Raw genomic sequence first — 13653 nt, forward strand, 5'->3', positions numbered from 1 at the left:
AACAGCTACCCTTTCCGTCAAGATACGATTTCGGTAACGGCCGAATTATAAAACCCTCGTCGAGGCCCTCTTCTCTCCGCCGACGCCGTGCCCGGCGACGCGCGGAGGTGTCCTCCGCATCACCGACTCCCGCACCTGACGGTCAGAAAGGTTCCCCCACATGATCCACCGCCGCCGATTCCTGCAGCTCGCCGCCGTCGCCGCGGGCGGCTCCTCCCTCCTGCCCACCTCCCCCGCACACGCCGCCGCCGCCGAAGGCGAGGTGACCGTCCTGGGCCCCGCCAGCGTCACCAGCGCCCTCGGCAACGGCGAGTTCGTCGGCGGCGTGCTCTACGCCGGCACCCGAGGGCTGTCCCCCAATGTCGTCGGCGCCTACGACCTGGCCCGCGACACGGTGACGGGGCACACCGACATCCCCACGGGGATCGGCGTGTGGGCGATGTGCGCCGTCGGCACCGACGTCTACGTCGGCACCCACAGCCGCTCCGACCTCTACAGGCTCGACACGCTCACCGGCACACTGTCCAAGGTGGGCGCCTACGGTTACCCCTACATCTGGAACCTGACCGCCTCCCCCGACGGCAAGGTCTACCTGGCGATCTCCGAGCCGGGCCGGGTCGTGGAGTACGACCCGGCCACGGGAGCGAGCCGCGACCTGGGCGTCACCGTCGAGGGTGAGGCGTACGTGCGCAGCATCGCCGCCGACGCCACCACCGTCTACGCGGGCGTCGGCGCGCACGCCCACCTGATCGCGATCGACCGGGCCACGGGCGCCAAGCGCGACATCCTGCCCGCCGAACTGGCCGCCCGCGACTTCGTGGCGAGCCTGACGGTCTCCGACACCCACCTCGCGGCCGGCATCTCCTCCAACGGCGAGGTGCTGGTGATGTCGAAGTCGGACCCGTCCGACCACCGCGTGCTCACCACCGGCGAGAAGTACGTTCCCTCGGTCCTGCTGCACGACGGCTACGTCTACTTCACCGGGCGGCCCACCGGCACGCTCTACCGCTGCCGGTTGGACGGCGGCACGGTGGAGACGCTCGGCGTGGCGCAGCCCGAGGCGGCCACCCACCGGCTCCTCTCGCACGAGGGCCGCGTCTACGGCGTCCAGGACGGCGCGGTCTTCGTCTACGACCCGGCCGACGGCTCGCTCGGCTACGTCAACCTCGTCCAGCGGGGGTTCAGGGCCGCACCGGAGCAGCCCATGTCGGTGCACTCCGACGGATGGCGGGTCTACGTCGGCGGCAAGGGCGGCGCCGACGTCCACGATCTGAAGGCGGGCACCAGCAGCCGCCTCGGCATCCCCGGCGAGCCGAAAACGGCGCTCACCGTGCGGGACGTCACCTACCTCGGCGTCTACACCCAGGGCCTGCTGTACGCGCACCGGCCCGGTGAGCCGTCGGCCACGCTGCTCGCCAAGGCCGGCAACCAGCAGGACCGCCCCCGCGACCTCGCCCACGACGCGCTGACCGGGCTGATCGCGATGACCACCCAGCCCGAGCCCGGCCAGCTCAACGGCGCGCTGTCGCTCTACTCCCCGCGCACGAAGAAGATGGACACCTACCGGCCGGTCGTGGAGCGGCAGAGCCTGTACGCCGTCACCTGCCGGGCCGGGATCGCCTACCTCGGCACCAACATCCAGGAGGGCCTCGGCCTGCCGCCGGTCACCACGACCGCCCGGCTGGCCGCCTTCGACCTGCGCTCGCGCAAACTGCTGTGGCAGCTCGAACCCGTGCCGGGCGCGAAGGTCATCCCGGGTCTGGCACACACGCCTCTGGCCGTGTACGGCGTGACCGGCACCGGGATCCTGTTCGAGTACGACCTGCTGCGCCGCAAGGTCACCCGCACCGTGCAGGCCGGTTCGAAGGGCAGCGATCTGCTCGTGTCCGGACTGGTCGCCTACACCACCGACGGCGACGCGATCTACAAGATCGACCTCGTGACGTTCGCGGTGAAGACGATCGCCTCCGGCCTGGCGGGCGAGTGGTTCGGCGGCGAGCCGAAGCTGGCCCTCGACCCCTCGCGCCGGGCCCTGTACGGCGTGCGCGGCCGCGACCTGGTCCGGATCTCCGTCACCGGACGGCGCTGACCAGAGCCGGGTGCTCGCGGACCCCCGCCCGCGAGCACCCGGCCGGTCCGGTCATCCCCGGGATGCGAGCACCTTGGCCAGTGCCTCGCTCACGTCGGCCGCCCGGGCGGGATCGTCCATGAGCATCTGCTGGCGCACCCACACCACGCTCCGCGCGGCCGCCTCGGCCACCGGGCACGGCTCGACCCGCGCCCCGGCCCCGGTGAGGGCGGCCATCGTGCCGAGCGGCGGGTAGCCGCCGTCGAGTGGCACTCCCTCGGCCGCCATCGCCGCGAGCAGGAACTCCCGCTCGATGGGAGCGTCCACTCGCAGCATCAGCAGGTGCCGCGAGTCGCGGGTGGTCCCCGCGGGCTGCGGCACCACGCTCACCGGGAGGCCACCGAGGTCGAGCGCGGCGGCGAAGGCCTCGCGCCGCGTGATCTCCTCCTCCAGCCGCTCCAGCCACGGCAGTAGCAGCGCCGCCTGGATCTCGGTGAGGCGCAGGTTCCAGCCGACCTCCGGGTGGTCGTACCACGCGCCGCCCGGCCGCCTGCCCAGGTTGCAGGTCGACCAGGTCGCGCCGTACACGGCCTCGTCGCGGCAGACGATCACGCCGCCCTCGCCCGCGGTCATCGCCTTGCTCGCCTGGAAGCTGAACACCCCGGCGTCGCCGAGCCCGCCGACGGGCCTGCCGTGGTAGGTGGCCCCGTGGGCCTGGGCGCAGTCCTCGACGACCTTCAGGCCGTGCCGGGCGGCGACGGCGTTCAGCGGTTCCATGTCCACCGGGCTGCCGGCCAGGTGCACCGGCATGACCGCGGCGGTCCGGCCGGTGACGGCGGCCTCGACCGCCTCCGCCGACAGGTGCAGGTCCACGGGGTCGACGTCGACGATCACCGGGATCGCCCCCGTCAGCAGCACGGAGGTGGCCGAGGCGACGAAGGTGTAAGCCGGGATGATCACCTCGTCGCCCTGACCGACCCCCAGCCCGCGCAGCGCCGCGAACAGGCCGAGCGTCGCGTTGGCGACCGTGACCCCGTGCCCCACGCCGGATCTGCGGGCGAACTCCGACGCCAGGTCAGCGCAGACCGTGCCCTGCGTGGCGCCCCACAGGCCTCGGTCGAGGACCTGGGTGACGTGCTTGCGCTGCCCGTCGGACAGCGGCGGCGGCCAGGCGGGCCAGGGCGCGGTGCGCACGGGCGTGCCGCCGTCGATGGCGAGTTTCATGCGGATGTTCCTCCGATGCGGTGGACGAGACGGGGACCGAGGACGCGGGCGAGGTTGCCGCCCTGGACGAGCGCCCGGTCGGGTTCGGAGAGCGGGGCGAGCGCGACCCGGCCGAAGCCGACGCGCTGGTCGAGGAAGCAGGCGTCGGTGCCGAACACGACCCGGTCGGCGCCCGCGAGGGCGGCGAGGCGGGCGACCCAGCGGCCGGTCATCTTGGATCCGCAGATCTCCAGCAGGACCGACGGATGGTCGGCCACGGCCTCGGCGGCGCGGCGGAAGCCGTACGGCCAGAGCCCGGCGTGCCCCATCAGCAGCGGCACCTCCGGACGGCGGGTGGCGACGGCGGCGAACATCTCCGGGGAGCTCCACGGCGAGTCGGTCTGGCCGTGCGCGAGCACGGGCAGACCGAGGTCCCACACCGGCTCGTACAACGGGTCGTCGAGGCGGCACCGGTGTACGTCGGGGTGGAGCTTGACACCCCAGGCGCCGGGCGCGTCGGCCAGGGGGGTGCGGTGGTGGGGGTTGTAGACCTGCCAGACACCGAATCTGCCGGGGTGGGCGGCGGCGGCCGCGAAGGCGCGGCGGTTGCCCTCGACGGCGTCGGGGCCGACGGCGAGCAGGTCGCTGATGCCCGTGGCGACGATGCCGGCCTCGTCCATGGTGGCGATCAGGCCCTCGGCGGAGGGGTCGGGGATGAGGAAGTCGGGCCAGCTCCCGATGTGGCCGTGCGCGTCGAGGATCACAGCAGGCCCTCCAGCGATCCGGCGGCGATCAGGTCGACGTCGTCCTGGCCCAGGTCGAGGTGGTCGAGCAGGTAGCGGGGCCCGCAGTCGTCGGCGACCGGCGCGCCGGTGCCGAACACCAGCCGGGCCGCGCCGAACCGCTCGGCCAGCCACTCGACGCCGCCCTGGGTGTTGACGGTGCCGACCTCCAGCCACAGGCCGGGGATCTCGGTCATCAGCTCGGCGATCGCACGCAGCCGCCGGTAGCCGGGGTTCAGCAGCAGGATCCGCAGGCCGGGCAGGCTCCGGGCGAGGGTGAGGAGCTGCGCGGGCGAGGTCTCCTCGAAGTCGACGGCGACGGGCAGGCCGAGTGCGGCCAGCCAGCGCAGCGCGGTGGGTCCGGTCAGCTCCCAGCGGTGGCGCTCGGGACAGAGCCGGACCAGGCGCGCCCCCCAGCCCAGCGCCTCCTCGACACTCCCGGGCTCCCCTGCCCCCGGCACACCCGGCACCACCACGGGCACCGGGACCAGCCGGGGGTCGTCGAATTCCAGCAGGGCCTCGTTGCCGGCCCGCGGGTCGGAGTAGAGGCTGAGCGTGTGCGTCACGTACGCCCGCTCGATGCCCAGGCGGTCCATCTCAGGCCGGGGGTCTTCCGGCAGGTCGTCGAAGGGCACCGGCCCGACGAGCCGGTGCGCGTCGACCAGCCTGACCGGTTTAGATTTCGGCACAGACCGAAACCTAGCTCTGGGCCGGAGGGATCGTCAAGACCGGGCAGCGGGGGTCGAGCCGGATCAGGGCCAGGTCACGCCCGGCCAGGGTCCAGGCGTTCCACGAGCCGGGCTCGAAGTGGAGCTGCGGGTTGGTGTACCACTCGTCGCCCAGACCCGTCGCCACGAGCTTGGCCTCGGTGCCGAGCTCGTACGCGTTGCCGCCGCCGAAGAAGGTGGCGACGAAGACCCGGTTCCGGTGGACGGTCAGCTCGCCGTACCCGGGCAGCGAGCCCTGATGGGTGATCGTGCGGGTGGCCAGGTCCATCGCGAACCAGCTCGCGTTGCGCTTGTAGACGCCGTAGAGCACGCCGTCGTGCACCTTGACGTCCTGGAAGGTCCGGTACCCGGCGACCGGGTCCACCTGCCAGAGCACCTTACGGCTGCGCAGGTCGAACGCCGCGACGGACGCCGACGACTTCACCGGCGGGGCGCCGCCTCCCCCGAGCACGTCACCGCCCAGGTAGACGACGCCGTGGCGGGAGTCGAGCGAGAGGCTCATGAGGCTCTGGTCGGGGATGACGTCCACGTAGACGTCCATCTGACCGCTGTCGGGGTCGACCACCGACAGCGCGCCCTTGAGGTTGGCGCCGAGCGGCGCGGAGGCGACGAGCAGCTTGTCGGTGCGCGGGTCGTACTCCAGGTCCCACGGCCGCTGCTGGCCGTGGCCGAGGTAGCCGAGGCTGCGGATACGGTCGCGCCGGTCGATCTCGATGATCTGGCCGCTGGGGTAGATCGCGGCGTAGACCTTGTCTCCACGGCGTACCAGGTCCTTCGGCTCGCCCGGCAGCCAGATCCGGCGCTGGTCGCCGCTGCGCAGGTCGCGGATGGTGAGGGAGAAATGTCCGCCGACGTACAGCGTGCGGCCGGGGTCGAGCAGCATCGACTGCGGACGCTCCGAGCCGGTCGGCAGGCCCGCCTCGATCAGGTCGGTGAACTCGGCCTGCCCGGTGCGCACGTCCATCGTCCACATGCCGCCGCTGCCGGAGAAGCCGAGCAGCGTGTCGCCCTCGGCCATCAGCCGGCGGGTCTCCTCGCCGAGTTTGGGGGTGCCGACCTCGGTGAGCGCGGTGTCGCCCGTGCGGTAGCGGTAGATCGTGCCCTGTGGCCTGGACGACACGTACGCGGTGCCGTCGCCGGCGAAGCCGATCATGTCGAGGGTGAGGTCGCCGAGATCGACCGGTCTGGCGTCCGAGCCGTCCTTTCGCACGTCGAAGAGGGTGTTCCCACTGGCCCCGAGCACCCGGTCGCCGCGCTCGGCGACCGCGCCGAACCCGGTGCCGCCCGCCGCCAAGTCGCGCACCGCGCCGCTCGCACGGTCGATCGCGACCAGTTTGGCCTTGTCGAGCAGTCCGGCGTACACGGTGTGGTCGTCGACGGCGAGGCTGCGCACGTAGCGCTCGCCCGCGGCCAGCACCCCGAAGTCGCGCACCGCGCCGGTGGCCGGGTCGTACTCGTGGACCCTGCCGTCGGGATAGGTCCCGGCATAGATCTTCCCATCGGGGGCGGCGGCCAGACTCCAGACGAACCCGCCGTTGCGCCCGAACGACGTCAGGTGTTCGACCCCGCCCGTCGCCGGGTCGAACCGGTACAGATCCGGAACCGGGTAGGTGCCGACGTAGACCTTGCCGTCCGCGACCGCCGTGGCCCAGGCTCCCTCGGCCTCACCGGCGGCGGGCGCGTCGGGCAGCCGCACCGAGCGGAGCGTCTTCCGGGTGGCCAGGTCGATCTCGGCGAGCACGGGCGGCTTCAGACCGCGCGTGACGACGTACCCGCGCCCTTCATGGGTGACGGCGCCGACGATGGCGCCGGTCACGGACGCGGGCCCGAACCTCCGCACTCCGGTCCCGTCGCACGGCGCCTTCAGGACCTGCGGGCTCTGCACGGCGGCGCTCTGCACGGTGAGGCCCGGTACGGCGGGCGGCCCCTGCGGCGCGGCATGGGCGATCGAAGGGACGAGCAGGGCGGGTAACGCGGCGACGGCGGCGAGCACGGCTCGCGGCGATCGGCTGCGGAGCATGGGGGCACTCCTTGCGAGGGTTCATTTCTACGCAATATTGGTCCCGACCGTAATCATATGGGTAGAAAGCGTCAATGACTTGGCCCTTGTATTCGACCAGACTTGAGGATTATGGTCATGACCGGTATGTGAATAGGAGGATGCCCGTATGACACCCTTCGATGCCCGGCGGCTGGTCGGCGACCTGGTGGTGACGCTCGACGCCGACGTGCTCGGCGGCGCCTACCCCGACCGTGACCCCCCGCCGGAGCCCGCCCCGCGGGTCCTGGCCCGCCATGGCATCACCGCGGGCGCGGTGTCCAGCCTACGGGCCGCGCTCTTCGACATGACGTCGGGCAACGACGAAACCCTCGCGTCAGCCACCTCGGCGGGGGTCGTGCCCGTCGGCGCCCTCGACCTGCGCGACCCTCTGGGCGCGGCCCGCGAGATGGAACGGCTGGCCGCCCTGGGGGTGCGGGCGATCCGCCTCTTCCCCGACGAGCAGGGCGTCGAGGCGGGCTTCCCCTCGGTGCGGCACATCGCCAAACGGGCCGCCGCACTCGACCTGACCGTGCTGACCGGGGGTGACGTGCGCCGGTTCTGGCAGCCGTTCACCGACCTCGGCCTGCGGGTCGTCTTCCTCGACACGCACTTCTACCACCTGGGCGACTTCCTCGTGGCGGCCGCCGGCGAGCCGGGCTTCCACACCTCGACCCGGCTGCTCAACTCCCCCGACGCGCTGGAGACCGCCGTCGGCGAGGTCGGCGCCGAACGCCTGCTGTTCGGCTCTCGCACGCCGTACTACGAACCGCTCGTCCCCCTGTTGCGCCTGGCCACCGGCGGCCTGAAACCCGACGAGGTCGCACTCGTCGCCGGAGGCAACGCCCGCCGTCTGCTCCTCGGAGAATCCGCATGATCATCGATGTGCACGCGCACTGGGGTCCGTGGTTCTTCACCATGGACGTCGCCGAGCTGACGGTCCGCGCCATGGACCGCTACGGGATCGACCTGGCCATCGTGTCGGGCACCGAGGCAGTCATCTACGACGCCCCGGCGGGCAACCGCGCCCTGGCCGCCTACCTGGACTCCGCGCCCGACGCCGCCCGCCTGTACGGGTACGTGACCGTCAACCCGCGCCGCCTGGCCGACGCCGAGCGCGACCTGAACACCTACCTGCCCACCGGCCGGTTCGTCGGCGTGAAGATCCACACCGACTACACCGGCTCCCCCGCCACCTCCCCGCGGCTGCGTGACGCACTGGCCCTGGTGGCGTCGGCGGGCGTCCCGGCGCTGGTCCACACCTGGGGCACCTCCGTGCTCGACCTGGCCCAGGCGTGCCTCGACACGCCCGGCCTGCGCGTGATCGCCGGGCACATGGGCGCGGACGGCTACCGGCACGCCATCGAGGCCGCCCGCGCCTGCGACCGCCTCTACCTGGAGCCGTGCTGGTCGCACTTCCCCGCCGGGCGCATCGCGGAGGTCGCCGCCGCCGTGGACCCGGAGCGGCTGCTGTTCGGCACCGACTCCACTCTCATCGACCCGGCCTCCGCTTTCGGCGCCGTGGCTGCCGCAGGCCTGACCGGCGCGGTGGCCGACCGCCTGGCCTGGCGCAACGCCGCCGCCCTCTTCCGTCTCCCCGTCGGCTGACCGGGAGACGGCGCGGGTCACACGTCGGCGAGTGCGGCCTTCTCCCGTCCCCGCTCGTCCTCTCCCATCGCCGGGCCGTACCGGTCGAAGGCGTGTGAGCGCGGGATGCGCCCCTCGGCGGCGGCCAGCCACAGCATGCGCTGGACATAGCCCTCCATCGGCGCGGTGAACGTCGCGGCGGCCAGCCGGTCGAGCCGGGCCGACGCCCGCTCGAACTCCCGCAGGTCGTTCCCGGCGAAGGCGCGCATCACGTCACGGGTGACGCCCACCCGCGCGGCCGCGAGCCCGACCAGCGCCGCCTCGGCGCCCCACAGCAGCGACGGGCCGAACATCCGGTCCTCTCCGGTGATCGCCAGCCGTCCCGCCTCGCGGGTGATCCGGATCGCCTCCTGACATCCCATCGCGTCCGACAGCAGCGCCGCCTTGAGCCCCGCCACCCCCGGGTGGCCGACGATCTCCTTCAGTACGGCGGGCGGGCAGGGCAGCGTGTAGAGGTCGAAGGCGATCATGGGTAGCCCGGCGCCCCGCCAGACGGCGTCGTGCAAGGCGACCCGGTCCTCGGTGGAGGGGAACACCAGCACGCCGGCGGCGCCGAGCCCGGCCGCGACCCGCGCCTCCTCGACGACCTGCTCCGTCGCGTCCGGGGACACGCCCTGGGTGGCCGCCCAACCGTCCGGCCGCGCCTCGTCGGGGGCGCCGCCCACGCCGACCAGCACCGGCACACCCAGGGAGACCGCACACTCGATCACGGCGGACCGCACCGGCGGGGGCAGGAAGGGGCCGCGGCCGGTGTGGGCGAGCACCGCGAGCCCGTCGGCACCGTCGGCGAGCAGGCTGCGGAGATAGGCCGTCATGAGGTCGAGGTCCACCTCGCCCGAGGCCGTCATGGGGGTGGCCGCCGCCGCGAGCAGCATGCCGCGCAGCTGCTCTCGCAGCCGCGCGGCCTGTAGTGACATATCCATCTAAAAGACTTTATTTGAGTCCCGTCATCGCGATGCTGTTGACCAGGTACCGCTGCAGGACGGCGAACACCAGCAGGCACGGAAGCACCGACAGCGCGGCGGAGGCCATCAGCACGGCCAGCGGCGACCCCTCCGTGCGCATCGACGCCAGCCCCACGGTGAGCGTGCGCATCTCGTCCGACTGCGACATGACGAGCGGCCACAGGAAGTCGTTCCAGTGCCACAGGAACACGAACACCCCGAGGGTGGCCAGGATCGGTTTGGTCAGCGGGATCACGATCTGCCAGTAGACGCGCCACTCGGAGGCCCCGTCGACCTTGGCCGCCTCGAACAGCTCGTCGGGCAGGTCGAGGATGAACTGCCTCATGAGGAAGACCGCCTGCGAGTTGGCCAGCGTCGGCACGATCAGCCCCCAGAAGGTGTCCACCCCGCCGAGCTCCGAGATGAGCACGAACATCGGGATCAGCGTCGCCTGGAACGGCACCATGAGGGTCGCGAGGAACGCCCACATCATCGTGTCGCGCCCGGGGAAACGCTTCTTGGCGAAGGCGTACCCGGCCATCGACGCGGTCAGCAGGATGATCACCACGGACACCAGCGCGTAGATCACCGTGTTGACGGTCCAGCCGACGAACCCGGAGGACGACAGCAGGTTCACGATCGTGTCCAGGGACAGCGACTCCGGCCACTGCGCGGGCAGGGTGGGACTGCCCGGCGGCGACAGCGCCACCACGAACATCACGGCGAACGGGCTGACCGTGATCACCGACACGAGCGCGAGCAGCACCCACAGCGGCCACCGGAAGGACCTGCGCCGGGCCTTCACCGGCGGCCTCACGGCCGCGGCGGCGGGCCGGGTGGCGGTGAGCGTCATGCGTTCCCCCGATCGAGCAGGCGGCGCTGGATCAGCGACACGACGAACACCAGCGCGAAGAGCACGACGCCGATCGTGGCCGCGTAGCCGAGGTTGGAGAATTTGAAGCCCTGGTCGTACAGGCCGTAGATGAGCGTGTAACTCGCTCGGGCGGGCCCGCCGCCGGTCATCACGTAGATGGTGTCGAACGTCTGGAAAGCGTTGATGGTCTCGATGACGACGACGAAGAACAGGGCGGGTTTGAGCAGCGGCAACGTGATCCGGCGGAACCGCTGCCACGGCCCTGCCCCGTCGACCGTCGCCGCCTCCAGATAGGAGGCCGGGATCGCCTTGAGCCCGGCGAGCAGGATCAGCATGGAGTAGCCGAAGCCCTTCCACACCGACACCACCGCCAGCGCGGGCAGGACGAGGGATGCCTCCTCCAGGAAGCCGACAGGGCCGAGGTCGAGCTTGCCCAGCAGCCCGTTGATCATCCCGTCGAACTCGTAGATCCACCGCCAGATCACGCCGGCCAGCACGAAGCTGGTGACGTACGGCAGGAAGAGCATGCCCCGGAACAGCCCGCGCAGGAAGACGACCGCGTTGAGCAGCAGCGCGGTGCCGAGCGCGACGAGCACGGTCAGGGGCACGTAGATCGCCACGTAGACCAGCGTGATCCGCAGGCTGTCCCAGAACTTCGGGTCGTCGAGCAGCCGGGCGTAGTTGCCGACGCCGACGAAGTTCCACTCCCCGCCGAGGTTCAGGTCGGTCAGGCTCATGCCTCCCGCGCCCAGGATGGGCACGAACCTGAAGACCAGGAAGAGCACCAGCATGGGGAGGACGAACAGCAGGCCCGTCATGGGGTCCCGCAAGCGCTGTCGCACAGGTTCCCGCCTTTCACACATAACGCCCCCCGCCGAGAGGGGGCGGACCGCATCAGCCGCCGCTGGCCAGCAGCGCGTCGGCTTCCTTGGCCGCGTCGTCGAGGGCCGTCTTGGCGTCCTTCTTGCCGAGCAGGGCCGCCTGGATCTCCGGCGCGATCAGCGCCATCACCTGGCGGGCCATCGGGTGGGTGTCACCCGGGAAGGCGTACTCCAGCGACTTGGCGAACTCCTGGACGGCCAGGGAGGCGCCGGGCACGGTCACGTCGGTGCGCGCCGAGAAGAAGCCCGACTCCTTGGCCAGGTCGGCCGCGACCTCGGGCGAGATCAGGAAGGCGGCGACCTTCTTGGCGGCCTCGAGGTTCGGCGCGTGCTTGGCCAGCACGAGCCCGCCGGGGATGCCGAACGCCACCTTCTTCTTGCTCTCCAGCGGCAGCCCGACGCCGACGTTGTCGTCGCCGATCGACGCGCCGAGCTGGGTGGCCTGCAGCGCGGTGGCCGCATGGTAGACGGCCGTCTTGCCCGCGGCCAGCGGACCGCCCTCGATGTCGTTCTTCTTGGTCGCCGCGTTCTCCGGCAGACCGCCCAGCTTCTGCAGGTCGAGCAGGAACTGCAGGGCCTCGACGCCCTCGGGAGCGTTGAAGGCGACGCTCTTGCCGTCGGCGGCGAACACGGTGCCGCCGTTGCCCCAGAGCAGCGGGTAGAAGCTCTGGTTCAGGCTGACCTCGGGGGCGCCGGGGTAGTCGAGGATCGCCACCTTCTTGGCGGCGAGCTTGGGCGCGGCGGCCTTGAACGCCTCCCAGGTCTGGGGGAACTCGGCCACGCCCGCGTCGGCGAAGGCCTTCTTGTTGTAGATTGGCGCGGTGATGGTCTGGTAGACCGGCGCGCCGTACAGCTTGCCGTCCAGGGTCAGCGCGGTCAGCGCGCTGGGCAGGAAGGACGCCTTGGCGGGGGCCACCACGTCGTCCAGCGGGGCGAGCGTGCCCTGCTTGGCGTACTGGGGGATCTGGTCGGGGCCGAGCACCACCAGGTCGAAGCCCTTCTTCGAGGCGAGCGCCGTGGTGATCTTCTCCTGGCGCCCCTCCCAGGGCTGCTGATCGATCTTGAGGTCGATCGTGGCGTTCTTGGCCTCGAAGTCCTTCTCGACCTTGGTCCAGAACGCCTGGCTCTTGGCCTGGTCCCCGATCACGGGATACATCCACAGCGTCACCGTGCTCTTGTCCGACCCTGAGCCGGAGCCGCCGCATCCGGCGAGCGTGACTCCCAGGGCGGCCGCGAGGCCTGCGAGTGCGACCTTCCTCATCGGGCCTTCCTTTCATTGGTAATACCGGTCTAGACCGAAATTTAGCGATCGCCTTCAGGAAGGGTCAATGCCCGATATCTGAACGTAACGACGGAATCCATCGGCGATCGCCGCGACGTGGTCGGCGGTGTAGTTCTCGTTCAGGTCCACGATCAGCAGCGTCTCGCCGACCAGACGATCCGCCTCGGGGCAGGCTGCGGGCGGCGCCGACAGCGGGAACCTGGACGTGCCGTACATCGGCCCATCCCACAGCGGAGCCCGGTTGAGCGGCTCGGCCAGATACCCGGCCTGGGCCGGAATCCCGTCGGCGGCCAGCTTGGCGGCGAGCTCGGTCGCCCCCCCGCCCGGCAGCACGATCGGGAAGTACCACCACGCGTGCCCGCGCGGGTCGGGCAGCACGAGCCCGGGCAGCCCCGCCAGCTCCCGCAGCAACCGCAGGGCCCAGCGCCGCCTGGCGGCCACCACCCCGGGCAGCCGGGCCAGCTGCACCCGGGCCACCGCGGCCTGCAGCTCGGTCATCCGGTAGTTGAGCCCGAAGCTCAGGTGGTGCCGCCCCCCGGCCCGGTCCCAGCCCTTGTCGGAGAACAGCCGCATCGCCCGGGCCAGCGCGTCGTCGTCGGTGACCACAAGGCCGCCGTCGCCGCACGTGATGTGCTTCCACTGCTGCAGGCTGAAGCAGCCGACCTCGCCGACGCCGCCCACCGGCCGCCCGTCGGGCAGCTCGCCCAGCCACGCCTGCGCGCAGTCCTCGATCAGCATGAGCCCGTGCTCGTCGGCGATCGCCCGCAACTCGTCCAGGGCGGCGGGCGCGCCGAAGAGGTGGACCGCCATGATCGCCCTGGTGCGCGGGGTGATCGCGGCCCGCACGGCGGCCGGATCGAGATTCCCGGACAGCGGATCGACATCGGCGAAGACAGGGACCGCGTTCTGCGACAAGATGGGGGCCACGGTTCCGAAGTCGGTCAGAGGCGTCGTGATGATCTCGTCGCCCGGGTCGGGGGCGGCCGCCACGACCGCGAGGTGCAGAGCCGCGGTGCCCGAGCTGCACGCGACAGCGTGCCGGGCGCCGCACAGCTCGGCCATCTCGCGTTCGAGCGCCTTGGCCTCGGTGCCCCAGACGGCGTTGAGCATCCCCGAGCGGATCACCCGCTCGGCGGCGGCCACCTCCTCGTCGCCGAGCGTTCTGCCGGCGGCCTCCGCGGCGCTGGGGAATTTCAGGGTCATGCA

General features: G+C 71.7%; 12 protein-coding genes. 3 read left to right on the top strand and 9 right to left on the bottom strand.

The window, feature by feature from the left end; translation table 11 throughout:
* The first annotated feature begins 160 nt into the window (after positions 1 to 160).
* Positions 161 to 2089, top strand: coding sequence for an NHL repeat-containing protein (locus FHR32_RS33785; RefSeq protein ID WP_184758542.1), 1929 nt, complete (start codon positions 161 to 163; stop codon positions 2087 to 2089).
* 51 nt (positions 2090 to 2140) lie between these two features.
* On the opposite strand, the gene FHR32_RS33790 is transcribed toward FHR32_RS33785, so the two are convergent.
* The 4 genes from FHR32_RS33790 to FHR32_RS33805 are packed head-to-tail and all read right to left on the bottom strand — an operon-like array spanning position 2141 to position 6801.
* Positions 2141 to 3292, bottom strand: a complete 1152-nt coding sequence (locus FHR32_RS33790) for a DegT/DnrJ/EryC1/StrS family aminotransferase (RefSeq protein WP_184758543.1) — start codon at positions 3290 to 3292, stop codon at positions 2141 to 2143.
* Positions 3289 to 4035, bottom strand: a complete 747-nt coding sequence (locus tag FHR32_RS33795) for an amidohydrolase family protein (RefSeq protein WP_184758544.1) — start codon at positions 4033 to 4035, stop codon at positions 3289 to 3291. Before FHR32_RS33795 ends, FHR32_RS33790 begins: the two co-directional genes overlap by 4 nt.
* The gene (locus FHR32_RS33800) at positions 4032 to 4742 is read right to left on the bottom strand and encodes an amidohydrolase family protein (RefSeq protein WP_184758545.1); all 711 of its coding nucleotides are present in this window, start codon (positions 4740 to 4742) and stop codon (positions 4032 to 4034) included. Before FHR32_RS33800 ends, FHR32_RS33795 begins: the two co-directional genes overlap by 4 nt.
* Before the next feature lie 10 nt (positions 4743 to 4752).
* Complete coding sequence (locus tag FHR32_RS33805) at positions 4753 to 6801, bottom strand: outer membrane protein assembly factor BamB family protein (protein ID WP_184758546.1); 2049 nt, start codon at positions 6799 to 6801, stop codon at positions 4753 to 4755.
* 148 nt (positions 6802 to 6949) lie between these two features.
* Here FHR32_RS33805 and FHR32_RS33810 point away from each other — a divergent pair, with 148 nt between their 5' ends.
* Positions 6950 to 7696, top strand: coding sequence for an amidohydrolase family protein (locus tag FHR32_RS33810; protein ID WP_184758547.1), 747 nt, complete (start codon positions 6950 to 6952; stop codon positions 7694 to 7696).
* The gene (locus FHR32_RS33815; RefSeq protein WP_184758548.1) at positions 7693 to 8427 is read left to right on the top strand and encodes an amidohydrolase family protein; all 735 of its coding nucleotides are present in this window, start codon (positions 7693 to 7695) and stop codon (positions 8425 to 8427) included. Before FHR32_RS33810 ends, FHR32_RS33815 begins: the two co-directional genes overlap by 4 nt.
* Positions 8428 to 8444: 17 nt before the next feature.
* On the opposite strand, the gene FHR32_RS33820 is transcribed toward FHR32_RS33815, so the two are convergent.
* From FHR32_RS33820 to FHR32_RS33840, 5 genes are read right to left on the bottom strand one after another with little or no spacing between them, the layout of a single operon-like run.
* Positions 8445 to 9389: a dihydrodipicolinate synthase family protein gene (locus FHR32_RS33820; protein ID WP_184758549.1), complete on the bottom strand. Its 945-nt coding sequence runs from the start codon at positions 9387 to 9389 to the stop codon at positions 8445 to 8447.
* Between the two features lie 10 nt (positions 9390 to 9399).
* Positions 9400 to 10263, bottom strand: coding sequence for a carbohydrate ABC transporter permease (locus FHR32_RS33825; protein WP_184758550.1), 864 nt, complete (start codon positions 10261 to 10263; stop codon positions 9400 to 9402).
* The gene (locus tag FHR32_RS33830; protein ID WP_312882819.1) at positions 10260 to 11126 is read right to left on the bottom strand and encodes a carbohydrate ABC transporter permease; all 867 of its coding nucleotides are present in this window, start codon (positions 11124 to 11126) and stop codon (positions 10260 to 10262) included. Before FHR32_RS33830 ends, FHR32_RS33825 begins: the two co-directional genes overlap by 4 nt.
* Positions 11127 to 11178: 52 nt before the next feature.
* Positions 11179 to 12426: an ABC transporter substrate-binding protein gene (locus tag FHR32_RS33835; protein ID WP_184758552.1), complete on the bottom strand. Its 1248-nt coding sequence runs from the start codon at positions 12424 to 12426 to the stop codon at positions 11179 to 11181.
* Between the two features lie 54 nt (positions 12427 to 12480).
* Entirely contained in the window at positions 12481 to 13650 is a 1170-nt protein-coding gene (locus FHR32_RS33840; protein ID WP_184758553.1) for a DegT/DnrJ/EryC1/StrS family aminotransferase, read from the bottom strand.
* Between the last annotated feature and the right edge of the window lie 3 nt (positions 13651 to 13653).

Source organism: Streptosporangium album (assembly GCF_014203795.1).
Classification (GTDB): Bacteria; Actinomycetota; Actinomycetes; order Streptosporangiales; family Streptosporangiaceae; genus Streptosporangium; species Streptosporangium album.